The sequence below is a fragment of the Mesorhizobium sp. WSM4822 genome (assembly GCF_055811155.1).
In genome coordinates this window covers 143,726-169,443 of sequence record NZ_JBVVQM010000003.1, presented here as the reverse complement: position 1 = coordinate 169,443, position 25,718 = coordinate 143,726, and the positions used below count along the sequence as shown (strand labels likewise).

The 25,718-nt window shown below is 63.8% G+C and carries 22 protein-coding genes and 1 riboswitch; of the genes, 10 read left to right on the top strand and 12 right to left on the bottom strand.

Annotation, left to right across the window (positions count from 1 at the left end):
• Positions 1 to 86 precede the first annotated feature (86 nt).
• Both AC0L3E_RS08845 and AC0L3E_RS08840 read left to right on the top strand, forming a co-directional pair.
• Complete coding sequence (locus AC0L3E_RS08845; protein WP_127267133.1) at positions 87 to 1,385, top strand: adenylosuccinate synthase; 1,299 nt, start codon at positions 87 to 89, stop codon at positions 1,383 to 1,385.
• A 75-nt stretch (positions 1,386 to 1,460) separates the two neighbouring features.
• The gene (locus AC0L3E_RS08840) at positions 1,461 to 3,086 is read left to right on the top strand and encodes a hypothetical protein (RefSeq protein WP_127270144.1); all 1,626 of its coding nucleotides are present in this window, start codon (positions 1,461 to 1,463) and stop codon (positions 3,084 to 3,086) included.
• 11 nt (positions 3,087 to 3,097) lie between these two features.
• Here AC0L3E_RS08840 and AC0L3E_RS08835 read toward each other — a convergent pair whose 3' ends face one another.
• The 4 genes from AC0L3E_RS08835 to AC0L3E_RS08820 are packed head-to-tail and all read right to left on the bottom strand — an operon-like array spanning position 3,098 to position 6,164.
• On the bottom strand, positions 3,098 to 3,397 hold the full coding sequence (locus tag AC0L3E_RS08835; protein ID WP_127270146.1) for a CcdB family protein: 300 nt from the start codon (positions 3,395 to 3,397) through the stop codon (positions 3,098 to 3,100).
• Positions 3,397 to 3,639 (bottom strand): type II toxin-antitoxin system CcdA family antitoxin, encoded by a 243-nt coding sequence (locus tag AC0L3E_RS08830; RefSeq protein WP_127270148.1) that lies wholly within the window; start codon positions 3,637 to 3,639, stop codon positions 3,397 to 3,399. The genes AC0L3E_RS08835 and AC0L3E_RS08830 overlap by 1 nt, the downstream gene beginning before the upstream one ends.
• A gap of 58 nt (positions 3,640 to 3,697) precedes the next feature.
• Positions 3,698 to 5,518 carry an ABC-F family ATP-binding cassette domain-containing protein gene (locus tag AC0L3E_RS08825; RefSeq protein WP_473604625.1) on the bottom strand — a complete coding sequence of 607 codons (1,821 nt, stop codon included), beginning with the start codon at positions 5,516 to 5,518 and terminating at the stop codon, positions 3,698 to 3,700.
• Position 5,519: 1 nt separating this feature from the next.
• Positions 5,520 to 6,164: a thiamine diphosphokinase gene (locus AC0L3E_RS08820; RefSeq protein WP_128309504.1), complete on the bottom strand. Its 645-nt coding sequence runs from the start codon at positions 6,162 to 6,164 to the stop codon at positions 5,520 to 5,522.
• 87 nt (positions 6,165 to 6,251) lie between these two features.
• Positions 6,252 to 6,366: riboswitch (TPP riboswitch) on the top strand.
• A gap of 43 nt (positions 6,367 to 6,409) precedes the next feature.
• On the opposite strand from AC0L3E_RS08820, the gene thiB reads away from it, so the two are divergent.
• The 4 genes from thiB (at position 6,410) to AC0L3E_RS08800 (ending at position 11,787) form a co-directional block, all read left to right on the top strand.
• Entirely contained in the window at positions 6,410 to 7,408 is a 999-nt protein-coding gene (thiB, locus tag AC0L3E_RS08815) for a thiamine ABC transporter substrate binding subunit (protein WP_127318666.1), read from the top strand.
• Positions 7,409 to 7,659: 251 nt separating this feature from the next.
• Complete coding sequence (thiP, locus tag AC0L3E_RS08810; protein WP_127270156.1) at positions 7,660 to 9,285, top strand: thiamine/thiamine pyrophosphate ABC transporter permease; 1,626 nt, start codon at positions 7,660 to 7,662, stop codon at positions 9,283 to 9,285.
• On the top strand, positions 9,278 to 10,060 hold the full coding sequence (thiQ, locus tag AC0L3E_RS08805) for a thiamine ABC transporter ATP-binding protein (RefSeq protein ID WP_127267250.1): 783 nt from the start codon (positions 9,278 to 9,280) through the stop codon (positions 10,058 to 10,060). Before thiP ends, thiQ begins: the two co-directional genes overlap by 8 nt.
• 257 nt (positions 10,061 to 10,317) lie before the next feature.
• Positions 10,318 to 11,787 carry a M48 family metalloprotease gene (locus tag AC0L3E_RS08800; RefSeq protein ID WP_127267258.1) on the top strand — a complete coding sequence of 490 codons (1,470 nt, stop codon included), beginning with the start codon at positions 10,318 to 10,320 and terminating at the stop codon, positions 11,785 to 11,787.
• Between the two features lie 24 nt (positions 11,788 to 11,811).
• Here AC0L3E_RS08800 and AC0L3E_RS08795 read toward each other — a convergent pair whose 3' ends face one another.
• The gene (locus AC0L3E_RS08795; RefSeq protein WP_023814301.1) at positions 11,812 to 12,675 is read right to left on the bottom strand and encodes an RNA polymerase factor sigma-32; all 864 of its coding nucleotides are present in this window, start codon (positions 12,673 to 12,675) and stop codon (positions 11,812 to 11,814) included.
• Positions 12,676 to 12,945: 270 nt separating this feature from the next.
• On the opposite strand from AC0L3E_RS08795, the gene AC0L3E_RS08790 reads away from it, so the two are divergent.
• From AC0L3E_RS08790 to AC0L3E_RS08780, 3 genes are all read left to right on the top strand, one after another.
• Entirely contained in the window at positions 12,946 to 13,719 is a 774-nt protein-coding gene (locus AC0L3E_RS08790) for an amino acid ABC transporter substrate-binding protein (protein ID WP_127267251.1), read from the top strand.
• 138 nt (positions 13,720 to 13,857) lie between these two features.
• Positions 13,858 to 14,538 (top strand): amino acid ABC transporter permease, encoded by a 681-nt coding sequence (locus tag AC0L3E_RS08785; protein ID WP_127267252.1) that lies wholly within the window; start codon positions 13,858 to 13,860, stop codon positions 14,536 to 14,538.
• Entirely contained in the window at positions 14,535 to 15,308 is a 774-nt protein-coding gene (locus AC0L3E_RS08780) for an amino acid ABC transporter ATP-binding protein (RefSeq protein WP_127327641.1), read from the top strand. The genes AC0L3E_RS08785 and AC0L3E_RS08780 overlap by 4 nt, the downstream gene beginning before the upstream one ends.
• Positions 15,309 to 15,382: 74 nt before the next feature.
• On the opposite strand, the gene AC0L3E_RS08775 is transcribed toward AC0L3E_RS08780, so the two are convergent.
• The 5 genes from AC0L3E_RS08775 to AC0L3E_RS08755 all read right to left on the bottom strand — a co-directional run bounded on the left by AC0L3E_RS08775 (position 15,383) and on the right by AC0L3E_RS08755 (position 22,009).
• A complete protein-coding gene (locus AC0L3E_RS08775; RefSeq protein ID WP_013529179.1) occupies positions 15,383 to 15,964 on the bottom strand; it encodes a CarD family transcriptional regulator in 582 nt (193 codons plus the stop codon).
• A 367-nt stretch (positions 15,965 to 16,331) separates the two neighbouring features.
• Positions 16,332 to 16,670 (bottom strand): ferredoxin FdxA, encoded by a 339-nt coding sequence (fdxA, locus tag AC0L3E_RS08770; RefSeq protein WP_013529180.1) that lies wholly within the window; start codon positions 16,668 to 16,670, stop codon positions 16,332 to 16,334.
• 234 nt (positions 16,671 to 16,904) lie between these two features.
• Positions 16,905 to 17,291 (bottom strand): RNA-binding S4 domain-containing protein, encoded by a 387-nt coding sequence (locus tag AC0L3E_RS08765; RefSeq protein WP_127297242.1) that lies wholly within the window; start codon positions 17,289 to 17,291, stop codon positions 16,905 to 16,907.
• A 16-nt stretch (positions 17,292 to 17,307) separates the two neighbouring features.
• Positions 17,308 to 20,724: a helicase-related protein gene (locus AC0L3E_RS08760; RefSeq protein ID WP_128369632.1), complete on the bottom strand. Its 3,417-nt coding sequence runs from the start codon at positions 20,722 to 20,724 to the stop codon at positions 17,308 to 17,310.
• A 700-nt stretch (positions 20,725 to 21,424) separates the two neighbouring features.
• Entirely contained in the window at positions 21,425 to 22,009 is a 585-nt protein-coding gene (locus tag AC0L3E_RS08755) for a TetR/AcrR family transcriptional regulator (RefSeq protein WP_127327643.1), read from the bottom strand.
• Positions 22,010 to 22,090: 81 nt separating this feature from the next.
• On the opposite strand from AC0L3E_RS08755, the gene AC0L3E_RS08750 reads away from it, so the two are divergent.
• Entirely contained in the window at positions 22,091 to 23,329 is a 1,239-nt protein-coding gene (locus AC0L3E_RS08750; protein WP_473604624.1) for an FAD-dependent oxidoreductase, read from the top strand.
• Between the two features lie 108 nt (positions 23,330 to 23,437).
• On the opposite strand, the gene phbB is transcribed toward AC0L3E_RS08750, so the two are convergent.
• Positions 23,438 to 24,163 (bottom strand): acetoacetyl-CoA reductase, encoded by a 726-nt coding sequence (gene phbB, locus AC0L3E_RS08745; protein WP_023814310.1) that lies wholly within the window; start codon positions 24,161 to 24,163, stop codon positions 23,438 to 23,440.
• A gap of 127 nt (positions 24,164 to 24,290) precedes the next feature.
• Entirely contained in the window at positions 24,291 to 25,469 is a 1,179-nt protein-coding gene (locus AC0L3E_RS08740; protein ID WP_127809042.1) for an acetyl-CoA C-acetyltransferase, read from the bottom strand.
• Between the last annotated feature and the right edge of the window lie 249 nt (positions 25,470 to 25,718).

Below are 25,718 nucleotides of genomic sequence, written 5' to 3'. Positions count from 1 at the left end.
CGCGCTCGCGAGGTCTTGACGTTATAGAGGCCTGTCGTTTCGAACCATATTCAAGCCGCTTGGCGGCGTCTCAAGGGAAAAGAAACATGGCCAATGTGGTGGTCGTCGGCTCGCAGTGGGGTGACGAAGGCAAGGGCAAGATCGTCGACTGGCTGTCGGAGCGGGCCGATGTCGTGGTGCGTTTCCAGGGCGGCCACAATGCCGGCCATACGCTGGTCGTCGACGGCAAGGTTTACAAGCTGTCGTTGCTTCCGTCGGGCGTCGTGCGCCAGGGCAAGCTGTCCATCATCGGCAATGGCGTCGTGTTCGACCCGCATGCTTTCGTCGCCGAGGTGGCCAAGCTCAAGGCGCAAGGTGTCGAAGTCGCACCGGATCGCCTGAAAATAGCCGAAAACACAGCGCTTATCCTGTCCCTGCATCGGGAGCTGGACGGATTCCGTGAGGACGCCGCATCCAATTCCGGGACGAAGATTGGCACGACCCGTCGTGGCATCGGCCCCGCCTATGAGGACAAGGTGGGCCGGCGCGCGGTCAGGGTGATGGACTTGGCGGATTTGGAAACACTGCCCGTGAAGGTCGACAGGCTGCTGACGCACCACAATGCGCTGCGTCGGGGGCTTGGCCATGCGGAAGTCACGCATGACGCGATCATGCAGGAATTGACCTCGGTCGCCGACGACATCCTGCCCTATATGGACCGGGTCTGGAAGATCCTCGACGACAAGCGCCGGGCTGGCGAGCGTATCCTGTTCGAGGGCGCGCAGGGCACGCTGCTTGACATAGACCACGGCACCTATCCGTTCGTGACCTCGTCGAACACGGTTGCCGGACAGGCTGCCGCCGGCTCCGGCGTCGGCCCAGGCGCCATCGGCTATGTGCTCGGCATCACCAAAGCCTATACGACACGCGTCGGCGAGGGTCCGTTCCCGACCGAGCAGAAGAACGAAGTCGGCGAATTCCTCGGCACGCGCGGCCATGAATTCGGCGTCGTCACCGGCCGCAAGCGCCGCTGCGGCTGGTTCGACGCGGTGCTGGTACGCCAGGCCGTCGCTGTCAACGGCATCAAGGGAATCGCGCTGACCAAGCTCGACGTGCTTGACGGGCTGGACGAGATCAAGGTCTGCACAGGTTACCGTCTCGACGGCGAAATGATCGATTATCTGCCGGCCAGCCAGGGCGCGCAGGCACGTGTCGAACCGGTCTACGAGACGCTCGAGGGCTGGAAAGGCACCACTGCCGGCGCGCGCAGCTGGAACGATCTGCCGGCCCAGGCCGTCAAATACGTCCGCTACATCGAAGAGCTGATCGGCGCCCCGGTCGCACTCCTTTCCACCAGCCCGGAACGGGACGACACGATACTTGTGACCGATCCGTTTCAAGACTAGTTTCTGAAGCCTTTCCGGGCATCGCGGCCGATTTGCGGGGGCCGGCGCGGAAACAAAATACAGGTCGACTGAAGCATGGCAGATTACGTTGCTATTCTGAAAAAGGCGCTCGGCAAGCATGGCGACGAGACGCCGGAAAAGCGTACGCGCATCTATGCCAGCGTTCGCACCATGCTGGCGAAGAAGCTTGAGGAATATTCGCCGCCGCCGGCCGCCGAAGCCATAGCCACGCAGATGCGTTCGCTGGAAGACGCGATCGCGAGTGTCGAGCGGGACTATGCCAAGAGCCTGCCGGAGACCGATCCGCTGGCGGAGCTGGAACACATCTTTTCGTCGATCGATCGCAACAAGAATCAGCCGAGCCATACACGGCAGCCGGCCAAGGCTGAATCGGCCTGGCCCGCACCGCCCGCTGCAAAGCCTGAATCTTATCAGCCCGCGCCACCACCTGCCGCCAAGGTCGAGCCGAGCTGGCAAAGGGCGACGCCGGCGCCTTCCCAGCCGGCTCGCGCCGACACGCCTCTTCCAGGTATGGATGCCGACGAGGCGGAGGACGAGGCAGATGTCTTTTCCAGCGACGAAGAGCCGGTGTCGGACACCTTCCAGCGCCTGCGTCCCGCCGAGCGCAAGCGCAGCTATGGTGGGCTGATCGCGGCCGTCGTCGCTCTTCTGGTCGTAGCCGGCGGCGGCTACGGAATCTGGCTGAACAAGGATGCCTTCGGCAAAATGCTTGGGCTTGGCGGCAATCAGGTCGCCAAGACCGAGCCGGTGAAACCAGCGCCTGCCAAGCCGGCAACCGATGCCGCGGCAACGCCTCCGGCGCCCGCGGCTGGCGGCACGGAGGCCGAAAGCACGAAATTCACGCAGCGGCTGACGCCGCAGGGCAGTGAAGTCGACCCGGGTCCGGCCGGTGGCCAAAGCGGCATCGGCGAAGGCGAATCGGTCGCCGCGCTGACCACGCCGCCCTCGGCGACGAACGCACCGGCGATTTCCGCTCCGGCCGCAGGCACACCTGCCGCGGCAGCGCCCCCCGCTACAGGTGCCGCCCCCGCAACGCCGCCTGCCAACGGAGCTGCCCCGGCAGCGCCGCCCGATGCTGCCGGCACGCCGCCCGCACCGGCAGCTGCGCCTGCGGAAACCGCTCTGCCTGTCGGCCAGAAGGCGATCTTCTACGAGGAGCGCACCAGCACCGCCCAGGGCTCCGCCGAGCCCGGCAATATCGTCTGGTCGCTGGTGCAGGAATCGCCCGGTGGCGACCTGCCGCCGGAGCCGGCGATCCGTGCCGAGGCCACCATTCCCGGCAAGGACATCCAGTTGCGCATGACCATCCGCCGCAACACCGATCAGACACTGCCGGCCAGCCATATCATCGAGATGATCTTCCTGACGCCCGACGGTTTCGAGGGCGGCGGTGTCGACAACATCCTGCGCGTCGCCATGAAGGGTTCGGAACAGGATGCCGGCAGCCCGTTGATCGGCATTCCGGCGAAGATCGCCGACGGCTTCTTCCTCGTCGCGCTCAACGATACCAAGGCCGACGAAGACGCCAACATGACCCTGCTTCGCGGCCAGGACTGGATCGACGTACCGGTCGTCTACAAGACCGGACGGCGGGCACTGCTGACCATGGAAAAGGGCATTCCCGGCGAGAAGGTGTTCGACGAGGCGATCAAGGCCTGGCAGGCCAAGACGGCTGGCTGAGAAGGAGCAGTTCAGAAGCCTTGGAACAGCATGTCGAGCGCGGCGACGATGTCGTCGTGGTGCCTGGAAAGGCTTCCCTCTGGATCCGGCAATTCCGAGGCAGAGAAGGCTGACATAAACTGGGTGACCATCACATGATCTTTGCCGTTTATGGTGAAGGTCGGGTTTAATCGGCGACCAGGAACCGGGGCTATCTTGGGCGGCATCAGCGGAATGATGATCCTGGTGCTTAGTCCTTCAAGAAGGTCTGATTGCACGTCGAGAAGATAACCGCCGCCCGCGGCATTCCTATAGAAATCATAACGCGCCATCAGAACGGCCGGTGTTTGGCCAGTGGCAGTCCGTTGCGTCTGACATACTCATTGGAGCTGTCGATGGCTTCCTTATTTTCTTCCTGCCATCGGCGCGTTTTTTCTGCCGAGATTGCTTTTGCAATGCCCTCTTCGGCGGCGCGTGAGATATTGATGCCCAAAGCTTTCGCATCGCTGATCAACCGAGAGTCGATGGACGTATTCACAGATTGTCGCTGAGGTTTTGACGTCGATTGAAGCATAAAGATCGCCTCCTTTCATGCGCATAATCTAGGCGCATAAAAGCCCCCACGCAATCCTTCACCCTTCCATTTCCTCGCGCAACATCTCCAGCTCCAGCCATTCTTCCTCGAGCGCCGCCAGCGTAGCGCGCTCCTTGTCGAGGGCGGCGATCGTCTTTTGGAACGAGGCGGGGTCGCGTTCGTAATAGGCCGGATCGGCGATATTGTTCTCAAGCCTTGAGATCGACGCCGCCACAGCTTCGATTTTCTTGGGCAGCGATTCCAGCGCGAATTTCTGCTTGAACGACAGTTTCTTCGCTGGTCCCTTTGGCGCAGCCGCTTCACTTCTGGTCGTCACTGGCGCTTCGCCGTTCTCGGCCTTCGCGCGCGCCTTGCGGTCGTCCAGCCGGGTGCCGCCGCGCTGCGCCAGCATGTCGGAGTAGCCGCCGGCATATTCGATCCAGCGGCCGTCACCATCCGGTGCGATCAGGCTGGTCACGGTGCGGTCGAGGAAATCGCGGTCGTGGCTGACCAGGATGACGGTGCCGGCGAAACCGGCGACCAGTTCCTGCAGCAGTTCCAGCGTCTCCATATCGAGATCGTTGGTCGGCTCGTCGAGCACCAGAAGGTTTGCCGGTCGCGCCAGCACGCGCGCCAGCAAGAGCCGCGCCCGCTCGCCGCCGGATAACTCGCGCACCGGCGTGCGCGCCTGCTCCGGCTTGAACAGGAAATCCTTCATGTAGGAGACGACGTGGCGCTGCTCGCCATTGATGACGAGGTTCTCGCCGCGCCCGTCGGTGAGATATTGCGCCAGCGTCTCCTGCGGGTCGACCGCCTCGCGCTTCTGGTCGAGCGTGGCGATCTCCAGATTGGTGCCGAGCCGCACCGAACCGGCGTCCGGCTTCATCTCGCCGGTCAGCATCTTCAAGAGCGTCGTCTTGCCGGCGCCGTTCGGCCCGACCAGGCCGACGCGATCGCCGCGCTGGATGCGGGTCGAAAACCCCTTGACCACGGTTAGATCGCCAAAGCTCTTCTCGATGTTCTTCGCCTCGATCACCAGCTTGCCGGACTCGGCGGCGTCGCTCGCCACCATGGCCGCCGACCCTTCGGCACCGCGATGGCCGCGAAAACGCTGGCGCATGGTCTGCAACTCGCCGAGCCGGCGCATGTTTCGCTTGCGCCGCGCCGTCACGCCGTAGCGCAGCCAATGCTCTTCGCGAACGATCTGGCGGCCGAGTTTATGCTGCTCGCGCTCTTCTTCCTCCAGGACTAGGTCGCGCCATTCCTCGAAATGGCCAAAGCCCTTGTCCAGCCTGCGGGTCTGGCCGCGATCGAGCCAGATGGTGGCGCGCGACACACGTTCGAGAAAGCGGCGGTCGTGCGAGATGACGATCAGTGCCGAGGAGGTGCGGATGAGTTCTTCTTCCAGCCATTCGATGACCGAGAGGTCGAGATGATTGGTCGGCTCATCGAGCAGCAGGATGTCTGGCTCCGGCGCCATGACGCGGGCAAGGGCAGCACGCCTCGCCTCGCCGCCCGACAGATCGTTCGGACGTTCCTCACCCGACAGTCCGAGATGCTCCATCAGATAGCTGGCGCGGTAGGGATCGTCGGCAGGGCCAAGCCCGGCCTCGACATAGGCGCGGACAGTGGCAAAGCCCTCCATGTCGGGCATCTGCGGCAAATAGCGGACAGTTGCCGAAGGCTGGCGGAACACCTCGCCGTCCTGCGGCTCGATCAGGCCAGCGGCGATCTTCAGCAGGGTCGACTTGCCCGACCCGTTGCGGCCGACCAGTGCGATCTTGTCGCCGGCCGAAGCCGTCAAGGCGGCGCCGTCGAGCAGCGGCGTGCCGCCGAAGGTCAGTTTTATCCCGTCGAGGTTGAGAAGAGGCGGGGCCATGTCAGCTTTCAGGTAAGGGATAGGGATGAGCGAGCAGCATCGCGCGGCCATGGCCGAGCGCGATTTCGAGGCGGCCCTTGATCTCGTTGGAAATGGTCAGCGACGAACCGAAGGCCACCTTGACGTGGTTCAGCGGCCATTTGGCGCCGGTGACGGTCAACCCGGCAAGCTCGGAAAAGCCGAGCACCGAAAACAGCGTGCCATCGGCATAGTCGAAGCCGGCCGTTCCGCGCAGCAGGGGAATGCCTTCCTGGGCGCCGCTGGTCAGGAGCACATCGGTCCCTGCTTCGGCCAGGCGCAAGGCAAGCGCCAGATGCAGGAAAGCGTGGTCGGCTCGCTTGCCGCCGAAAGCACCTGCTAGCACCAGGCGGGTCGCGCCGCGCTCGAGTGCGGCGGCGATGGCAAGTTCGCCATCGGTCTGGTCCTTTTCCGCCGGGAAGGTCCGGCGCGGCACGGAAGCGAGATCGTCCGGCAGGTTCGCCGGCACGGAATCGAAATCACCCACCCACAGCTCCGGCACGAGGCCCAGCAACTGCGCATGGCCTATGCCGGCGTCGGCGGCGATGACGCGGGAGCCTTCGACCTGACGGTCGAGCCGTGGCGTGCGGATGAGATCGCCGCCAAGCAGGATGGTGAATGTGCTCATATCGTGTGGCCCTTACCAGCCCGGCACGGGAAACGGAAGGCGGCAAACTCCCACTTGCGTGGCGGATCGGCCCGGCCTATGTGTCGAAACGCTCTAACGGGGTGCCGGACGCGATCTTCGCGGACCGGCTGAGAGGCAGTCTCGCCAACCCGCTGAACCTGATCCGGTTTGTACCGGCGGAGGGATTAGACGTTTCGGACAGTCCGACGCCTCAATTCCTTTCAATTCGAACGAAGGAGGCGCCGATGCGCACGCTTTTATACGCTCTTGTTTCAGCAACGGTCGTGGCCTTGTCCGGACCGGCCTTGGCCAAGGACAAGCTCACCGTCTACACCTATGAGAGTTTTACCGCCGACTGGGGCCCGGGTCCCGTGGTGAAGAAGGCGTTCGAGGCCGAATGCGGCTGCGATGTCGAGTTCGTCTCGGTCGCCGACGGCGTCGCGCTGCTCAACCGCGTCAGATTGGAAGGCGCATCGACCAAGGCCGATATCGTGCTTGGCCTCGACACCAATCTCACCGCCGATGCCAAGGCGTCAGGCCTGTTCGCGCCGCATGGCACGGTGGCCGACGTCAATGTACCGGGCGGCTGGAGCGACGACACTTTTGTCCCCTTTGATTACGGCTATTTCGCTGTCGTCTACGACACCGAGAAGCTGAAGAACCCGCCGAAAAGCCTGAAAGAGCTGGTCGAAGGCAGTGCCGACGACAAGATCGTCATCCAGGATCCACGCACCTCGACGCCGGGCCTCGGCCTGCTTCTGTGGGTCAAGTCGGTTTATGGCGACAAGGCGCCGGAGGCCTGGGCCAAGCTCAAGCCGAAGGTGCTGACCGTGACGCCGGGCTGGAGCGAGGCCTATGGGCTGTTCACCAAGGGCGAGGCGCCGATGGTGCTGTCCTACACGACGTCGCCGGCCTATCACATGATCGCCGAGAACACCGGGCGCTACCAGGCCGCCTCCTTCGAGGAGGGCGAGTATCTGCAGATCGAGGTGGCGGGTATCACCACGACGGGAGCCAAGAATCCGCTGGCGGCCAAGTTTATGGCCTTCATGACCGGGCCTAAATTCCAGGATGCCATTCCCGAGACCAACTGGATGTTCCCGGCCGGCAAGACCGACAAGCCGCTCAATCCGGCCTTTGATAAACTGGTCAAGCCGACCAAGACCTTGCTGTTCAGCCCGCAAGAGGTCGCTGCCAATCGCAAGGCCTGGGTCGATGAATGGCTTGCGGTGATGAGCAAGTAGGGCGCGAGCCGCGTCGCATGTTTGCGCCAAGCCGCCCCCCTCTGGCCTGCCGGCCATCTCCCCCTCAGGGGGGGATATCGGCAGCTTTATCGCCTCTCTTAGTCCTGCCACTCTTGAGAATAGCGAAGGCGGCTGAGTGCGCAATCTCCCCCCTTGAGGGGGAGATGTCCGGTAGGACAGAGGGGGGTGGGCTCGGCCTTCGCCAGATATTCCCCTCGATCAATACCCGTCGCAGGGTTGGATAGCGCGAGATGCGTACGCGCCATCCAGCCGATCCCCGCGTCAGCGCCGGCATTGTCGCGCTTGCCGCGATCGCGCTGCTGATCGGCGGCGCGTTTGCCGGCCTGCTTTTCGAGGGCGCCCATGATTTCTCGGGCGCCTGGGCAGCCTTCGATCCCTATCTGCTTCGCGTCATTCGCTTCACGCTCTGGCAAGCGGCGCTCTCGACGCTGCTTTCGGCCATCCCGGCGCTGTTCGTGGCGCGGGCTCTGTCGCGACATCCACGTTTCTTCGGCCGCGCCTTCATCCTGCAGATCTTCGCCGTGCCGTTGGCGCTGCCGGCTATTGTCGCAGCGCTCGGCATTCTGGCGCTTTATGGCCGTGCCGGCTATTTCGCCGGCGTGCTTGCCCTGATCGGCGGCGGAAGCTGGCCGGGTATCTATGGCCTGTCCGGCATCCTCGTCGCCCATGTCTTCTTCAACCTGCCGCTGGCGACGCGGCTGTTCCTCGAGGCGCTGCAGACCATACCGGCCGACCAATGGCGGTTGGCGAGCCAACTCGGCATGGCGGCGCGGCCGGCGTTCCGGCTGATCGAATGGCCAACGCTGCGCGCCGCACTGCCCGGCGTCGCCGGGCTTGTGTTCATGCTCTGCATCACATCCTTCACGATCGTGCTGACGCTCGGCGGCGGGCCGGCCGCGACGACGCTGGAGGTCGGCATCTACCAGGCGCTGCGCTTTGATTTCGATCCCGCGCGGGCCGTTACACTGACGCTGTTGCAGATTGCCCTGACCTTTATCGTTGTGCTGGCCCTGACGCGCCTGGGCGCCAATGTGGTCGGCGACACCAATTTGCCGGTCGCGCAACGTCGGTATCTCTCAGTCCATCGGAGCGAGACCTGGTTGAACGCGCTACTCATCATCCTGGCGCTGCTGTTCGTCGTTGGGCCGATGGCGGCAACCGTGATGGCCGGGTTGGGTGCGGATCTCGGCCGGTTGGCCGGTGAGGCCACTGTCCGGCAGGCAACGCTGACCAGCGTGGTGCTGGCCTTCCTGTCGGCACTGCTCTCGGTGATGCTGTCGCTGGCGCTGACCATGGCGCGGCGGGCACTGGCGCTGAACCGCCGTGCCGGCGCAAAGACACTGCTCGAACACGCTGCCGATACAGGCGCCGGCTTTGTCCTTGTCGTGCCGCCGATCGTCGTCGGCGCCGGCTGGTTCCTGTTGCTGCGCCATGCCGGCGATGTCTTTGCCATCGCCCCGGTCATGGTCGTCACCGTCAACGCGGTGATGGCGATGCCATTCGCCCTGCGCGCCGTGCGTCCCGCCTATGATGCGGCGAGCGAGCGTCACGAACGGCTCTGCGCACAGCTCGGCATTGCGGGCTGGAACCGGCTGATGCTGGTCGACTGGCCGTCGCTGCGGCGCCCGCTCGCCACGGCCTTCGCTTTCGCCATGGCGCTGTCGCTGGGCGATCTCGGTGTCATTGCCCTGTTCGGCAGTGATTCCGTGCAGACATTGCCCTACCTTCTTCTGGCACGGATGGGCAGCTACCGCACCGAGGATGCCGCCGGCCTGGCACTGCTGCTCGGCCTCGTCTGTCTCGCGTTGATCGTGGCGGCGCACTGGCTGGGAAGGGAGAAGGTCCGCGATGCGTGAGAGGGCGGCCAGCAGGCTCGAGAAGGGCGCGCCGGTGCGGCTGGACAAGGTGTCGTTCAGTTATGGTGAGGTGCCACTTGTCTTCGACGTCGAGTTCGCCACGGCGAAGATCACCGCCATCATGGGTCCGAGCGGTTCGGGCAAGTCGACGCTGCTCAATCTGGTCGCCGGCTTCGAGACCCCACAGTCGGGCCGCGTGCTGATCGGCGGGGCCGATGTCAGCGCCGAGCCGGCCTCGGCGCGGCCGGTGTCGATGGTGTTCCAGGAGAACAATCTCTTCGCGCATCTTTCCGTCGAGCAGAATGTCGGGCTCGGCCGCTCGCCCTCCCTGGGGCTGACCGAGGCGGACCGCGCCGCGGTCGCCGAGGCGCTTGCGCGCACCGGTCTCGCGGGCAAGGAGAAACGCCTGCCGCGCGAGCTCTCTGGGGGCGAACGCCAGCGCGTCGCACTCGCCCGCGTGCTGGTGCGAGACCGACCGGTGTTGCTGCTCGACGAGCCCTTCGCTTCGCTCGGACCCGCTTTGCGCGACGAGATGCTGAATCTGGTTGCTGCCGTTCATGCCGAACGCGCCATGACGGTGCTATTTGTCACCCACCAGCCCGAGGATGCACGCCGCATCGGCGAGCACATGGTGTTTGTCGACAATGGGTTGGTGGCCGCAACCGGCAAGGCTGATGATTTCTTTACCGGGGCTGGTCCGGAGGCGTTCCGGCGCTATATCGGCGCGGGTGCTGGATATTCCACATCACGCGATGTTGCCCGGAAGCGGACATAATTTACGGTCAAACCGGCTCCAGGCGATGTGGCGTTTGCTTGCCATGACCGGGGGAGTGTGGCTAGGTCGCCCTACCGGTCCGGCACAGGCCGTGATTTGCCTGCAGTATCCGCCGCCCGCCCTAAGGGACGGGCAACGGATGCTGCAGCAGTTTTAGATAGCGCATGACACGTTCCGAAGATCGCCCCCGATTTTCGTGGTCATGCGCCGGGACCCGAAAGGAAGCCGTTCTGGCGATCGGCGCTAACACATTGGGAATGAAACCGCTGGCGCGTTTTCTCGCGCTGGCCGGTTTTGCCGTGGCGTTGGCAAGCTGCCAGATGTTCACGCCGCCGGAAGTTCAGGAATCCGGCTTCCAGCCTTCCGACAAGCCGATCACAGTGGACAATGTCGGCGCCAACAACAAGCTCGCCGAATTGGCCAAGGCGCAGCACCCGCGCATCCTGGCGACTTACGGCGGTGAATATTCCGACCCCAAGCTCGAGCGAATGGTCGCCAAGGTGGTCGGTAGTTTGACGGTGGTGTCCGCCAACCCGACACAGACCTATCGCATCACCATTCTAAATTCGCCCAACGTCAACGCATTCGCGCTGCCGGGCGGTTATCTCTACATCACCCGCGGCCTCCTGGCGCTGGCCAATGATTCGGCCGAGCTTGCCGCTGTAATCGCGCATGAGATGGGCCACGTCACCGCCAATCACGGCCTGCAGCGCCAACAGCTCGAGGCAGAGGAAGGCCTGGCGACCAAGGTGGTTTCCGATGTGCTCGGCGACAGCCCGACCGCCAAGGCGGCGTTGATCCGCGGCAAGCTGAGGCTGGCGCAATTTTCGCGCAACCAGGAGCTGGAAGCCGACGCCATCGGCATCAAGTCGATCGGCGAGGCCGGCTACGATCCTTTCGCCGCAGGCCGCTTCCTTCAATCGATGTCGGCCTATACCGATTTCCGCTCGATCAGCGGCGCCACCGACGCCAGCCTGGACTTCCTGGCCACGCACCCCAACACGCCGCAGCGCATCGATCTGGCGCAGCGCCATGCCCGCCAGTTCGGCGCGCCGGGCGTCGGCACGCGCGACCGCGATTCCTTCCTCGCCGGCATAGACGGCCTGCTGTATGGCGACACGCCCGAGGAAGGCTATGTGCGCGGCGAAACCTTCCTGCACCCGGGCCTTGGCGTGTCGTTCACGGTGCCGGACGGCTTCATCATCGACAATTCGGCGGCAGCGGTGACGGCCACCGGCCCCGGCGACATAGCGATCCGTTTCGATGGCGTTTCCATCGACAAGAACCGGGCGCTGACGGACTATATCCGCAGCGGCTGGGTGGCTGGTCTCGTCGACAGCAGCGTCAAGCAGGAAACCATCAACGGCAATGAGGCGGCGACCGCGCATGCCGGCGCCGAAGGCTGGCAATTCGACATAGCGGTGATCCGCGCTGGCGGCCAAGTCTACCGGCTGCTGACCGCGGCCCCTTCCGCCAGCACGTCTCTGGACACGATCGCCCGTTCGGTAAGCGGCTCGTTCCGGATACTGAGTGCTGCCGAAAAGGCGGCGCTGAAGCCGCTGCACATCCGCGTCGTCACCGTCCAGCCTGGGCAGACGATGGGTTCACTTTCGGCGCAGATGGTCGGCGTCGACCGCAAGCTCGACCTGTTCCGCGTCCTCAACGCGCTGTCGCCCGGTGCCGCCGTTTCGGCCGGCGACAAGGTCAAGATCGTCACCGACAAGTAGGCGCCGCTGGACGCCTGCCGCCCTTCAGGCGGCAGTCGCCATGAACTCCGGATTCTGCTTAACCAATGCGACCTTGAGCTTTTCCATGGCGCGGGCCTCGATCTGGCGGACGCGTTCCTTGGAGATGCCGAGGGTTTCGCCGAGCGCTTCGAGTGTCGCGCCCTCGTCGTTCAGCCGCCGTTCCTCGATGATCCTAAGCTCCCGTGCGTTGAGCGCGCGAAGCGCCTCCCTCAGCCAGAGCGAGCGGCGCGCGACATCGATCTTGTCGCCGACGATCTCGTCGGGCAGCGGATCGTCCGAAATCAGGAAATCCATGCGCTCGGTCGAACCCGCATCGTCGGCAATAGGCATGTTGAGCGAGGAGTCGGGCGCCGAGAGCCGCGAATCCATCATCGCCACATCGGCTTCGGAGACGCCAAGCGCCTCCGACACTTCGCGATAGAGCGTGGCGTTGGAGAGCGGCTCCGTGCCATTCGCCAACCGCGCGCGCAGGCGTCGCAGGTTGAAGAACAGCGCCTTCTGGGCCGAGCTGGTGCCGCCACGCACGATAGACCAGTTGCGCAGGATATAGTCCTGCATCGAGGCGCGGATCCACCATGTCGCATAGGTCGAGAACCGCACCTCGCGCTCCGGCTCGAAGCGGGCGGCGGCCTCGAGCAATCCGACATGACCCTCCTGGACCAGATCGCCGAGCGGCAGGCCGTAATGGCGGAACTTGGAGGCCATGGAAATGACCAGCCGCATATGGGCGACGGTGATTGAGTGCAGCGCGTTCTGGTCGTTGTCCTCTTTCCAGAGCAATGCAAGCCGATGCTCTTCGTCACGCTCGAGGTAGGGAGCCTTCATTGCCGCGCGGACCATGATCCGTCCTGCCGTGTCTTCCATCATGAGGCGCTCCCTGGGTGGTGCGAATGACTTTGCAAAGTTGGCTGCCGCCCGGGTTGAAATGCCGGCGTCGTGCCCTAGAACAGCCAGAACTGCCATGCGCGGGAAAGGTTCCGCGACCGCAGCGGCGCGATTGTGTTGCCTGAAGGATTCTCAGGAGGTCCGAGATGGCTGCGATCACGAGTGAAAAAGCGCCGTTTTCGGCATGCATCTGTCAGTTTCCAGCGCTCACAAATATGCCGGCCAGCCGGCCAAGGACGGGATCACAGAAAAATGAAATGGCTCAAGTCGCTCATTATCGCCGGAACGCTGCAGGCCCTGGCTGTCGCTTCAGGTCATGCCGGCCCCAATCTCGACCAGATCAAGCACGCCGGTGTCATCAAGATCGGCACGGAAGGCACCTATGCGCCGTTCACCTACCATGACACGTCCGGTGCACTGGTCGGCTTCGACGTCGAAATTGCCAAGGCGATTGCCGAGAAGCTTGGTGTCCAGGCCGAGTTCCTCGAAGGCAAGTGGGATGGACTGATCGCCGGCCTCGACGCCAATCGCTACGACGCCGTCATCAATCAGGTGGGCATCACCGATGCCCGCAAAGCCAAGTACGACTTCTCCGATCCCTACATCGCCTCCAAGGCGGTGCTGATCGTGCGCGGCGACAACACCGACATCAAGAGCTTCGCCGATCTCAAGGGCAAGAAGTCGGCGCAGTCGTTGACCTCGAATTTCGGCAAGCTGGCCGAAACGAACGGCGCCGAGCTGGTCGGCACCGATGGCTTCGACCAGTCGATCCAGCTGCTTCTGACCGGCCGCGCCGACGCCACGATCAATGACAGCCTGTCGTTCCTCGACTTCAAGAAGCACAAGCCCGACGCCAATGTGAAGATTGCCGCGCAAGAGGAAAACGCCGACTACTCCGGCGTCATCGTGCGCAAGGGCGATCCGGAGCTGGTCGCCGCGATCAACAAGGCGCTGGCCGACATCAAGGCCGACGGCACCTATAAGAAGATCGCCGACACCTATTTCGGCCAGGATGTTTCGAAGTAATCTACGAGGCGAGCCGCTCCGCGGCCATGAGACACATAGAGCGGCGAGCCGTCTTTGACGGCCCGCCGCTTTTGTCGTGATATGGCAGACGCATTCTCGCCTTGACCAAGCTGCTTCGACCAATCTGGAGGGTCATACGTGCCGCACTGGCTGCAACTGATGCTGGAGTCGCTGCCTTCGCTGCTGTGGGCGGCGCTGATCTTCACCGTGCCGCTGACGCTGTTGTCCTTCGCCTTGGGGCTGGCCGTTGGGTTGGGTGCGGCACTTGCCCGGCTGTTCGGCCCCAAGCCGCTGGTCGCGCTTGTGCGCTTCTATGTCTGGATCTTCCGGGGTACGCCACTTTTGGTGCAGCTGTTCCTCATCTTCTACGGCCTGCCGTCGGTCGGCATCCTGCTCGACGCCTTCACGGCAGCGTTGATCGGATTCACGCTCAACATCGGCGCCTACACGTCGGAAATCATCCGCGCGGCAATAGGCTCGGTGCCGAAAGGCCAGTGGGAAGCCGCCTATTCGATCGGCATGACCTGGGGCCAGGCGATGCGGCGCACCATTCTGCCGCAAGCCGGCCGGGTCGCGGTGCCGCCGCTCTCCAACACCTTCATCTCGCTGGTCAAGGACACGTCGCTGGCCGCCGCCATCACCGTGCCGGAGATGTTCCAGGCGGCGCAGCGCATCGTCGCCACCACCTATGAGCCGCTGATCCTCTATGTCGAGGCGGCGATCCTCTATCTGGCGCTGAGTTCGGTGCTGTCGGCCTTGCAGACGCGGCTGGAGACCCGGCTCAACCGCTATGGCGGCTTCCTGGAGGCGCGCTCATGATCGGCCTCAGCAACATCGAAAAGCGCTTCGGCGACAATCTCGTGTTGAAGGGCGTGACGGTCACCATTGCCGAAGGCAGCGTCACGGCGCTGGTCGGTCCGTCGGGCGGGGGAAAGAGCACCCTGCTGCGCTGTATTAACCTCCTGGAGATCCCGACCTCGGGCACGGTGCGCATTGGCGACGAGACGCTCGAATTCCACCCCGGCGGCAGGGTTCCGGCCAGGGATATCCAGCGCCTGCGGCTGCAGACCGGCATGGTGTTCCAGAACTTCCAGCTGTTTCCGCATCGCACTGCGATCGAGAATGTCATGGAAGGCCTGGTGACGGTGCTGAAGTGGCCGTCTGACAGGGCACGCGAGCGGGCACTGGCTCTGCTGGAGAAGGTCGGGATGGTGCACAAGGCCGACGCTTGGCCAGCGACGCTGTCGGGCGGCCAGCAGCAGCGCGTGGCGATCGCCCGCGCTTTGGCGCCGTCGCCGAAAGTGCTGCTCTGCGACGAGCCGACCTCGGCGCTCGACCCCGAACTGGCGCAAGAGGTGGTCGAGGTGCTTGGCAAGCTCGCCAGCGAAGGCACGACCATGGTGATGGCAACGCATGATCTGCGCCTCGCCTCCAAGATCGCCCAGGAAGTGGTGTTCCTCGATGCCGGCGTCGTCGTCGAGAAGGGGCCGGCCGCGGTGCTGTTCAACAATCCGCAGCAGCAACGGACGAAGCGGTTCATTGCAACGCTGAAGCAGGAGGCTGAGAAGGAAGGCGGCGGCGAGGTGTAACTGCCGTCACGTCCTAGAAAGCGAAAAAACCCGGCGCGAGGCCGGGTTTTTCATGAATTCAAAGGCGAAAAAGATCAGGCAGCTTCTTCCTGCTCGGCCTCTTCATTGTCGGCCTTCGCGCCACGCTTCGGGCCCTTGTTGAGGTTGACCTCGATCAAGCGCACGGCTTCGGTTTCCGACATGCGGTTGACGGCCGCGATCTCTCGGGCCATGCGGTCGAGCGCCGCCTCGTAGAGCTGGCGCTCGGAATAGGATTGCTCCGGCTGGTTGTCGGCGCGGTAGAGATCGCGCACGACTTCCGAGATCGAGATCAGGTCGCCCGAATTGATCTTCGCATCATATTCCTGGGCGCGGCGCGACCACATGGTGCGCTTGACGCGGGCGCGGCCCTGCACGACCTTCAGCGCGCGCTCGACATAATCCTCTTCCGACAGCTTGCGCATGCCGATGGAGGTCGCCTTGGCGACCGGCACCTTCAGGCGCATCTTGTCCTTCGAAAAGTCGATGACGAACAGTTCCAGCTTGTGTCCAGCAACTTCCTGCTCGTCGATCGAGACGATCTGGCCGACGCCGTGCGCCGGGTAGACGATGTACTCGCCGGTCTTGAAACCGTGACGCGCAGCGGTGGACTTCTTCTGCGGGGTGATCGTTGCCATTACGCCCTGAACTCCTTGTTGTGGCACCGGCGTCCTGCCGGTCCGAACTCGCGCGATCGGGGAAGCCGATCGTTAGCCGCACAACAGATGAACCCATCGGAAAAGCCGGACCGGCAAACCGCAACATCGCGACCGCCTGGCCCAGATCGCTCTGGTCCGAATGGGATTTTCACCTTTCAGTGATTTGGGGCGTCTGCGCCATAAATCGACGTTGTGTCACCGGCATGTTTCTCTGATGTAACACAAAAAGTCGGAAGAATCAAGGTTTTGCTGCATACGCGAAGGCCACAGGTCAGCGCCGGCTGTCAAGCCGGTTAATGTGACGTGCCTCTTACCCAGCGTAATACCGGCCTTTGCGGCCGTGTTGTCAATCGCCTTCGCCGGGCTCGGCCGAGAAGTATTTCTCAAACTTGCCGGCCTCGCCGTCGAAGGATTTGGCGTCTGCCGGCGGTTCCTTCTTGGCGGTGATGTTGGGCCATTTCTCGGCGTATTCGGTGTTGACCTGCAGCCATTTGTCGAGGCCGGGTTCGGTGTCCGGCTTGATTGCGTCGGCCGGGCATTCCGGCTCGCAAACGCCGCAGTCGATGCACTCGTCGGGGTGGATGACGAGCATGTTCTCGCCTTCGTAGAAACAGTCGACCGGACAGACTTCGATGCAGTCCATGTATTTGCATTTGATGCAATTGTCGGTCACGACATAGGTCATCGGTCGGCTCCGGGACGTCCCATTTTGTTGGGCTTTTTCCGTCAGGTAACGCCTTTGTCGACCGCTTGCAAGGGTAGCCATTGCGGACGGTGCCGGTGTTTCCGGAATGGAATTCCAGACTGCAGGCCCGGCGGAAGTCAGTCATGTCCCGCAGAGCGTCTGTTTGCCGGGCTCAGTTCTCGCCTCAGGCGTGCCGTTGTCCCAGAACCACTGCGTGTTTTTGGACGCCAGGCATCAATCTTCGCCGAGCAATCGGTCGGTCTGGCGACGTTCCTTCTTGGTCGGGCGGCCGCTGCCGGCCTCGCGCAGCCCCGGAATTGCATCGGGAGGGGCTTCGCCCTTCGGTGCGGGCGGTGGCGACATATCCTCGTAGAGCGTACGGGCCTCCTCGGCCGGGCCGCGTCGCGTACCGGCGCCGAGCACCTTCCAGATGAAGATGCGACGCTCGAGCGTGATGGTCAGGACGTCGCCTGGCTTGACTTGGTCGGAGGCCTGCGCTGCTTTGTCGCGATTGATGCGGACGCGGCCGGCGACGACCAACTTCGCCGCCAGCGAGCGCGATTTCACGGCGCGGGAGAAGAACAGCCATTTGTCGATGCGCTGGCGGCCTTCGGCAACCATCGAAGCGAGCCGGGTTCTACTTCTTCAGCTGGTCGCGGAGAGCGGCGAGCTTGGCGAAGGGCGAATCCGGATCGAAACGCACCGGGCGCTCCTCGCGCGGCTTCGGCTGGAAGGCCGGCTTGCCGCCTTGCGGGCCACCTTTGCCATCCGGCCTGCCACCCTTCCAGTCGGGACGGCCTTCGCGGCGGTCGGGACGTTCGCCCTGCGGCCTGCCATCACGTCGCTGTTCGCCTTCGGCCTGCGGCTTGGGCTTGAATTTCGAGCGGTCGAAGCGCGGCTTGCCGGCTCCATCGCGCCGTCCTTCATAGGCCGGGCGTTCTCCGGGTGCAGCAGCGGCCGGTGCGCCGGCGGCATCCGCAGGCGCATCGCTTCGGCCGCGCGCTTGTCCGTTGCGCGGGCGATTGTTCCTGCGGTTGTCATCGCGGTTGCGCGGGCGCTGTTCGAAGCGGCCCTGACGCCACAACAGGATGGGTTTTGGTGCTTCGGCTTCCGGCGCGGGTTCGCCGACAGTCACCGCCACAGGTTCGTCCGGCGCGGCGTCCGTTGCGGGCGCGGCATTTGCCGCCAGGTCGGCCGTTGCGGCTTCTTCTGCCGCTGCGGCTTCAGTCTCGGCAGCTTCAGCCTCTGCCTGCGGTTCAGCCGGCGCCGGTTCAGCAGCAGCCTCGGCAACAGGCGCTTCGTCTTGCACGGTTTCGACCGGAGCGTCCGCCTGTTCTTCCACGGCAGGCGCAGCAGGTTCCGCCGCGGCGTCGGAGGTGATTTCGGCGGGAATTTCGACCGTGGTTTCCGAAACGGCCACTGCGTCCGATGCCGGCTCCGACCCTTCGACGGCTGCCTCTGCTGCGGCATCCGTTGCCGCGGCTTCCGCCGCTTTGGCCTGCTCGGCTCGTGCAGCTTCTTCCGTCGCCAGTTTCGCCACCGCCGCTTCGCGGGCGGCGTTGTCCTGCGCTTCGAGCCGCGCCTTGACCTCGACGGCCGGCTTAGGCTCGGCACGGTAGCCGAGGCCCTTGAGAATTTCTTCCATGTCGTCGGCGGTGGCGCCGAGGATCGACATCATCGGCGGCGTCACCATGAAGGACTGGCCGTCATAGGCGCCGTCCGGGCGCTGGCCGAGGCCGGGCTTCCAGTTGGTCGCCGGACGGATCAGATCCGCCAGCCGTTCCAGTATGTCGATGCGCACGGCGCGACGGCCGAGATTGCGGTAGCCGGCAAGCTTATAGAACGTCTTGTCGAAAGCAGGGTCGATCACCACCGAGGTGCGACCCGAGGCGAGCGCATGGACCACGTCGCCAAAACCCGGCTTGTCCTTGCCGTCGTTCTTCAGCGCCCACAGCAGCGTCACCAGTCCGGCAGGCGCCGGCTTGATCAGCGCCGGTACGAAGACATGGTAGGCGCCGAAGCGCACGCCAAGCCGGCGAAGGGCGGCGCGGCCTTCCTGGTCGAGCGACTTCATCTCCTCGGCGATGTCGCGGCGGTTGATGAGGCCGAAATTCTCGACCAGCTGGAAGGCGATGCCGCGGCCGATGCCGGAAATCTGGTCGGCGTTTTTCAAGTCGACCAGCGGCTTCAGCAGCGACTCGATCTGGAAATTGACGAAACGCTCGGCACGCGCGGCAACCTTGTCGCGCGCCGGGCCGGTCAGTTGTTCGTCGGCCAGCAGCACCAGCCGCGGCTTCAGCGCGTCTTCGCCTGATACAAGCGTGCCGATCGGCGCGCCGATCCAGCGCAGCGTGCCGTCCGAGCCGAGCGCGATGTCGCCATTGGCCGAGGCGCCGAAGCGTTCGGCGCGCGATTCGAACTCGGCGGCCAGCGCCTTCTGGGCAGCGGTGCGCACCGCCTTGGCGTCTTCGCCGCCGGCGGTCTGGTCGGCGGTGAAGCGGAACCCTTGCAACTCGCCGACATGGTGGCCTTCGACAAGGACGGTTCCGGTAGGGCTAATTTCGGCTTCAGGCATGGTATTTTCTCTAAGGCGCCGCATGAGGACGGAAGTCCTGCGGTCTACGAAGCGTTTCGTCAACCGCTCATGCAGCGCATCCGACAATCTGTCTTCGATTTCGCGCGTCTTTTCCTGCCAGTGTGCCTGATCGGCCAGCCAGCCGGGCCGGTTCGACACGAATGTCCAGGTGCGGATCTGGGCTATGCGATGCGACAGCGTGTCAATGTCGCCCTCGGTGGTGTCGGCGCGGCGCACCTGCTCGGCCATGTAATTCTCGTTGACATGGCCGTGGCGTGCGAGGTCCGTGTAGATCGAGGCAATGAGGTCGGCATGCTGCGCCGGCGCGATCCTGCGGTAGTCGGGCAGCGCGCAGGCTTCCCACAGCAGCGCCACGCGCTTGGCATTGGTGGTGAGCGCGCGAATGTCCTCGTCGCGCGACAGATGCTCGAGCGCCTGCGCGTCGACGGCAGGCAATGCCCGCGTCAGTCCCTCGACCGGAGCGTTGGTCTCGATCGAGCGCTTCAGCGCGTCGAGGCTGGCAAAGTCGAAATGCGCGGTGCGCCACTGCAGCACCTTCACCGGATCGAAATCGTGGCCTTCGATCTTCTTGATCAGCTCTTCGTCGAGCGGGTCGACCTGGCCGGTGACACCGAACGTGCCGTCGCGCAGATGCCGGCCGGCGCGGCCGGCGATCTGGCCGAGCTCGGCCGCGGTCAGGTTGCGGTACTGGAAGCCATCGAACTTGCGGTTCTGGGCGAAGGCGACGTGGTCGAGATCGAGATTGAGACCCATGCCGATGGCGTCGGTGGCGATGAGGTAGTCGACATCGCCGGACTGGAACAGCGCCACCTGGGCGTTGCGGGTGCGCGGCGAGAGCGCGCCGAGCACGACGGCGGCACCGCCTTGCTGGCGGCGGATCAACTCGGCGATGGCGTAGACCTCGTCGGCGGAGAAGGCGACGATTGCCGTGCGCCGCGGCAGGCGGGTCAGCTTCTTGGAGCCGGCATAGGCAAGATGCGACAGCCTCGGCCGCGTCACCACCGAGACACCCCTCAGCAGGCGCTGCAGGATACCGTGCATGGTGGCGGCACCCAGCAGCAGCGTCTCCTGGCGGCCGCGCAGGTGCAGGATGCGATCGGTGAAGATGTGGCCGCGCTCGAGGTCACCGGCGAGCTGCACCTCGTCGATGGCGACAAAGGCGGCGTCGGTCTCGCGCGGCATGGCCTCGACGGTGCAGACCGAATATCTGGCGCCCGGCGGCTGGATCTTTTCCTCGCCGGTGATCAGCGCAACCTTGTGGGCGCCGACCTTTTCGCAGACGCGGGCGTAGACCTCGCGCGCCAGAAGTCTGAGCGGCAGGCCGATGATCCCACTCTCATGCGCCACCATGCGCTCGATGGCGAGATGGGTCTTGCCGGTGTTGGTCGGCCCGAGCACGGCGGTCACGTCGCGGCCCGACAGGATCAGCGGCTCTGTGTGTTTGGGCTGGATGTTCATCAACCTAGAATAAGGCTTCTGGGACCTGGAAATAAGGCTTCTGGCCTCTGGTTGTCGGGAGCGTGCCTCAAATGGCGCGTATGACAGGCGACACATAGGGATTTCGGGCGCGAAGCGAAAGCGGAATGTTCCGCCGGCGGCCAGAAGGTGGTTTTGTCAAGCTTCCAATCGGCTGCGGATTAACGGATAGAACGAGTCTGGAACGAATCGGCGACGAATCAGTGACTCCTGCAGATTCAGCTTTTGTTCACGGCTACATGTGGATTTCGCGGCCGCGAGTCGCACCACATGCTGAATCGCTGAACTGGCCCGTTTCATGCTAAGAGGGTGTTGCCGTTAACCTTTGTCTGGTAACAATCACGGTGGCTAGGCGCGCCTCGACCAACATGATGAAATTGTTGATCTTTCTTAACCTGCGTTAAGCAGTTGGGCAGGCGATTCCGGCTGTCGTCGTTAACGTTCGGCTCATAGCCGGAACGAATCGGCGACGAATCAGCGATGGCGTGATTTTCCCGATTTGTTCACCCCAATATCTTGTGTTGTGAACAGCTTATCCACGAAAATCCACAGGTTACGAAGCAGCTTTCGCACAGGGCGGCGGGTGGCTGTTAACCTCCGCGTGCTGCTTCGGCACAGATTGGTTGCATGCTTTGGCTAGGTGCAGCCGCCGCATGTTGACCGGTCCGGCCGGACCGCTGGTTCAGGCCGTGTCCTCTCCAGTGGCATAGCGTTGCAGCGCAGGGCCGACGTTCCGGATGATCTCGTCGTGTGACAGAGCGACGACGGGCGGTAGCCGCAGCACATATCGGCACATCGCCAAACCCAGCAACTGGCTCGAAATGAGCCCGGCCCTTCGACCGGCGTCGGCGAGATCGCCGACCGCCGCAACCACCGGCCTCACCTGGTTGGCGAATATCTCGCGCATTTTTTCAGCGGCGAATTCGTTCGACGCCGCGGAACGCAGCAGAATTGCCATGCCGGGTCCGCTGGCCGGGCCTTCCCAGACTTCGAGAAACCGCCTGATCAAAGTTTCGCCGACGGTGGCCGGGTCGATCACCCGAAGTGCCGGCAGTTGCAGGTCGACGAGTGCCGCCCGGGCGAACAATTCGTCCTTGCTGCGGAAATAGCGGATCACCATGGCCGGATCGATCGAGGCGCGGGTCCCGACATCGCGGATCGACGCGCCGTCATAGCCGTGCTCGGCAAACAGATCTCTGGCGGCATCCAGGATTTGCCCTCGGGTGCGATCCGACTTGCTCGGTTTTTTCGAATGATTCGTGCTCATGAAAATCAAATATCAACGAGCGTTGACAAACTCAAGCGCCCAAGATAAAAGTCACCAATCGTTGACAAACGGAGAGAGAAAATGCTGCCTGATACCACCGAAGTCCTGGTCATAGGCGCCGGCCCGACCGGCCTGGCGCTGTCCATTGCCCTGCATCAGGCAGGCGTCGATCACGTCGTGGTCGACCGCCTCGCCGAAGGCCTCAACACCTCACGTGCCGGAGTGATCCACGCGCAGACGCTGGAGACACTCGAGCCGCTTGGCGTCACGGGGCGGCTGGTCGAACTCGGCCTGAAGCTTGACAACTTCGCCATACGTGATCGCGACCGGGTCCTAATCAACCTCGATTTCTCGAGCCTGCCCTCGGCGTATCCCTACGTGCTGATGATTCCGCAGAACCTAACCGAGAAGATCCTCACTGAGCGCATCGCCGGGTTGGGCGGTGTCGTCCATCGCGGCGTCGAGGCGAAGGAGGTATTGCAGGGGGTCGATGGCGCACACGTCACGGTCGTCCAGAATGGTCGCGAAAAGACGATCTCGGCGCGTTACGTCGTCGGTGCGGACGGCATGCACAGCGTGGTACGCGAGGCCGCCGGCATAGGCTTCGATGGCGAGGCCTATGCAGGGTCTTTTGTACTCGCCGACGTGCGCCTTGACTGGCCGCTCGGGCCAACGGAGGTGTCGCTGCTGTTCTCCCCGGCCGGACTGGTCGTCGTCGCGCCACTGCCGGACGGATCATATCGCATCGTAGCGACCATGGATGAGGCGCCTGAGCGGCCTGGCATTGCCGACATACAGGCGCTGCTCGACAGTCGCGGCCCGTCGGCCAGCCCGGCGCAGGTGCTCGACCTGACCTGGAGTACACGGTTCCGCGTGCATCACCGCCTTGCCAAGTCCTACCGCCAGGGGCACCTGTTTGTCATGGGCGACGCCGCCCATGTGCACAGCCCAGCCGGCGGCCAAGGCATGAACACCGGCCTGATCGATGCCGTGGTGCTGGGAGAACTGCTCGGCGACGTGATCAACGGTGTCCGCCCGGAAAGCGAACTCGACCTCTACGAGACGCTTCGGCGTCCCGCGGCACAAGAGGTGATCGAACTGGCGGGCAGGCTGACAGGCATGGCGCTTGTCCGCACACCGCTGCGGCGCGTCTTGCGCAATTTCGTGCTCGGCGTCGTCAACATGATGCCGTTCGTCAAGCGCAGGATCTCGATGAAATTGTCAGGTCTCAGCCGGGCCGAGATGGCGAAGCTGCCGGCGTCGTCGCGGCCGGGCGTGCGCAAGCAGGCGGTGAGACGCGAGTTCAAGCTGGTCGCCTGAGCTCGAGGCGCCGGACAACTTCCGGCGCTGTATCGGAGCAGTTGCGTCTAAAGACGAACGTGCCGGCGACACCGCCGGCACGTGCACATTCAAGCCACGTGGTTGTCGTCAGGCGAAGTATTGGCCACCGTTGGCCGTGATGGTCGAGCCGGTGATGAAGCCTGCATCTTCGGATGCGAGGAAGACGACGCAGCGCGCGATTTCTTCCGGTTCGCCGAGGCGGCCGACGGGGATTTGCGGGATGATGCGGTCGTTGAGCACCCTCTCGTCGATCGCCTTGACCATCTCGGTGGCGATGTAGCCAGGGCAGATGACGTTGACGGTGATGCCCGCGCGAGCTCCCTCTTGAGCGAGGGCTTTGCTGAAACCGATGTCGCCAGCCTTCGCGGCGGAATAGTTGACCTGGCCGGCCTGGCCTTTCTGGCCGTTGATCGACGAGATGGTGATGACGCGGCCGAACTTGCGGTCGCGCATGCCGCTCCACAGCGGATGCGTCATGTTGAAGACGCCGGACAGGTTGGTGTCGATGACCTCTTTCCACTGCTCGCGCGTGATCTTGTGGAACATGGCGTCGCGGGTGATGCCGGCATTGTTGACCAGCACCGAGACCGGGCCGAGATCGGCCTCGACCTGCTTGATGCCGGCGGCGCAGGAATCATAGTCGGCGACCGACCATTTGTAGACCGGAATGCCGGTCTCGGCCTTGAATTTCGCCGCTGCGGCGTCATTGCCGGCATAGTTCGCGGCAACCGAATAGCCGACGGTCTTCAATGCGATCGAGATCGCCGCGCCGATGCCGCGCGATCCGCCTGTGACGATTGCTACCTTGGTCATGCGTGTTCCCTCCCTTTGGTCGGGAGAGCGAATAGGGAGTAGCGAATAGCGAGTAGGGATCTACGTCCCGTCGCGCTGACGCAATTCTTCCCTATTGACTACTCCCTATTCGCTACTCACTTCTTTTTCAGAGTGCTTCGATGCACATGGCGACGCCCATGCCGCCGCCGATGCACAAGGTGGCCAGCCCCTTCTTGGCGCCGCGCCGGCGCATCTCGAAGACCAGTGTGTTGAAGACACGGGCGCCGGAAGCACCGATCGGGTGGCCGATGGCGATGGCGCCGCCATTGACGTTGACGATCGAAGGATCCCAGCCCATGTCCTTGTTGACGGCGCAGGCCTGTGCAGCAAAGGCCTCGTTGGCCTCGACAAGGTCGAGATCGCCGACCGACCAGCCGGCCTTTTCCAAGGCCTTGCGCGATGCTGGGATCGGGCCGGTGCCCATAATCTGCGGATCGACGCCGGCGGTTGCCCAGGACACGATGCGTGCCAGCGGGGTGATGCCGCGCCTCACCGCTTCCGCCTCGCTCATCAGCAGCGCGCCGGCGGCACCGTCATTGATGCCGGAGGCGTTGGCGGCGGTCACCGTGCCGTCCTTGTCGAAGGCCGGCTTCAGCTTGGTCATGGCGTCAAGCGTGGCGCCGTGGCGGATGTATTCGTCCTGGTCGACAATGGTGTCGCCCTTCTTGCCCTTGAGTGTGACGGCGACGATCTCGTCCTTGAACTTGCCGGCCTTCTGCGCGGCCTCGGCCTTGTTTTGCGAGGCGAGCGCGAACTGGTCCTGGTCTTCGCGGGTGATCTGGAACTGACGCGCGACGTTTTCGGCGGTGTTGCCCATGTGATAGCCGTTGAAGGCGTCCCACAGCCCGTCCTTGATCATGGTGTCGATCAGCTTGAAGTCGCCCATCTTGACGCCGGCGCGCAGGTGCTGGGCATGCGTCGAAAGCGACATCGATTCCTGGCCGCCGGCGATGATCACCTTGGCGTCGCCGATGGCGATCTGCTGCATGCCGAGCGCAATGGCACGCAGGCCCGAGCCGCAAACCTGATTGAGGCCCCAGGCTGTGGTTTCCTTGGGCAGGCCGGCATTGATCGATGCCTGGCGGGCCGGGTTCTGGCCTTGCGCGGCGGTCAGCACCTGGCCGAGGATGACCTCGTCGACCTCGCCTGGTTCGACACCGGCACGCGACAGCAATTCCCTGATGACGACGGCGCCGAGTTCATGCGCAGGGGTGGCGGCGAAGGCGCCGTTGAAGGAGCCGACCGGCGTGCGCGCCGCACTGGCAATGACGATGGAAGCGGACATTTTCTTCTCCAGACTTCAAGGGTGTTGCTCTGTCGTTGGGGACTTTTCTTGCCCTTTCCCAACCCCAAGTCAAACCGGAAATGGGCATGGCGCCCATGCGCCGCAAGCAGGCCGTGCCTTGCCAGGGCGACCATTCGTCCATTGCTGCGCAGCATATTTTGCCTGCTATGCAGCATTTAGTGATCCCGCACTGCACAAACTGCTTGGAATTGTGAAGCTTTTGCGCATATCCTCAAAAAAAAGGCACAA

What these genes read in the sequence shown, in the direction of transcription:
- AC0L3E_RS08740 (WP_127809042.1), bottom strand. Translation starts at nt 25,469, where the DNA reads ATGTCCGCTTCCATCGTCATTGCCAGTGCGGCGCGCACGCCGGTCGGC.
- AC0L3E_RS08845 (WP_127267133.1), top strand. Translation starts at nt 87, where the DNA reads ATGGCCAATGTGGTGGTCGTCGGCTCGCAGTGGGGTGACGAAGGCAAG.
- AC0L3E_RS08840 (WP_127270144.1), top strand. Translation starts at nt 1,461, where the DNA reads ATGGCAGATTACGTTGCTATTCTGAAAAAGGCGCTCGGCAAGCATGGC.
- AC0L3E_RS08795 (WP_023814301.1), bottom strand. Translation starts at nt 12,675, where the DNA reads ATGATGGAAGACACGGCAGGACGGATCATGGTCCGCGCGGCAATGAAG.
- AC0L3E_RS08835 (WP_127270146.1), bottom strand. Translation starts at nt 3,397, where the DNA reads ATGGCGCGTTATGATTTCTATAGGAATGCCGCGGGCGGCGGTTATCTT.
- AC0L3E_RS08750 (WP_473604624.1), top strand. Translation starts at nt 22,091, where the DNA reads ATGCTGCCTGATACCACCGAAGTCCTGGTCATAGGCGCCGGCCCGACC.
- phbB (WP_023814310.1), bottom strand. Translation starts at nt 24,163, where the DNA reads ATGACCAAGGTAGCAATCGTCACAGGCGGATCGCGCGGCATCGGCGCG.
- thiQ (WP_127267250.1), top strand. Translation starts at nt 9,278, where the DNA reads ATGCGTGAGAGGGCGGCCAGCAGGCTCGAGAAGGGCGCGCCGGTGCGG.
- AC0L3E_RS08790 (WP_127267251.1), top strand. Translation starts at nt 12,946, where the DNA reads ATGAAATGGCTCAAGTCGCTCATTATCGCCGGAACGCTGCAGGCCCTG.
- thiB (WP_127318666.1), top strand. Translation starts at nt 6,410, where the DNA reads ATGCGCACGCTTTTATACGCTCTTGTTTCAGCAACGGTCGTGGCCTTG.
- AC0L3E_RS08760 (WP_128369632.1), bottom strand. Translation starts at nt 20,724, where the DNA reads ATGAACATCCAGCCCAAACACACAGAGCCGCTGATCCTGTCGGGCCGC.
- AC0L3E_RS08800 (WP_127267258.1), top strand. Translation starts at nt 10,318, where the DNA reads ATGAAACCGCTGGCGCGTTTTCTCGCGCTGGCCGGTTTTGCCGTGGCG.
- AC0L3E_RS08820 (WP_128309504.1), bottom strand. Translation starts at nt 6,164, where the DNA reads ATGAGCACATTCACCATCCTGCTTGGCGGCGATCTCATCCGCACGCCA.
- AC0L3E_RS08780 (WP_127327641.1), top strand. Translation starts at nt 14,535, where the DNA reads ATGATCGGCCTCAGCAACATCGAAAAGCGCTTCGGCGACAATCTCGTG.
- AC0L3E_RS08830 (WP_127270148.1), bottom strand. Translation starts at nt 3,639, where the DNA reads ATGCTTCAATCGACGTCAAAACCTCAGCGACAATCTGTGAATACGTCC.
- AC0L3E_RS08775 (WP_013529179.1), bottom strand. Translation starts at nt 15,964, where the DNA reads ATGGCAACGATCACCCCGCAGAAGAAGTCCACCGCTGCGCGTCACGGT.
- AC0L3E_RS08765 (WP_127297242.1), bottom strand. Translation starts at nt 17,291, where the DNA reads ATGGTTGCCGAAGGCCGCCAGCGCATCGACAAATGGCTGTTCTTCTCC.
- thiP (WP_127270156.1), top strand. Translation starts at nt 7,660, where the DNA reads ATGCGTACGCGCCATCCAGCCGATCCCCGCGTCAGCGCCGGCATTGTC.
- fdxA (WP_013529180.1), bottom strand. Translation starts at nt 16,670, where the DNA reads ATGACCTATGTCGTGACCGACAATTGCATCAAATGCAAATACATGGAC.
- AC0L3E_RS08755 (WP_127327643.1), bottom strand. Translation starts at nt 22,009, where the DNA reads ATGAGCACGAATCATTCGAAAAAACCGAGCAAGTCGGATCGCACCCGA.
- AC0L3E_RS08825 (WP_473604625.1), bottom strand. Translation starts at nt 5,518, where the DNA reads ATGGCCCCGCCTCTTCTCAACCTCGACGGGATAAAACTGACCTTCGGC.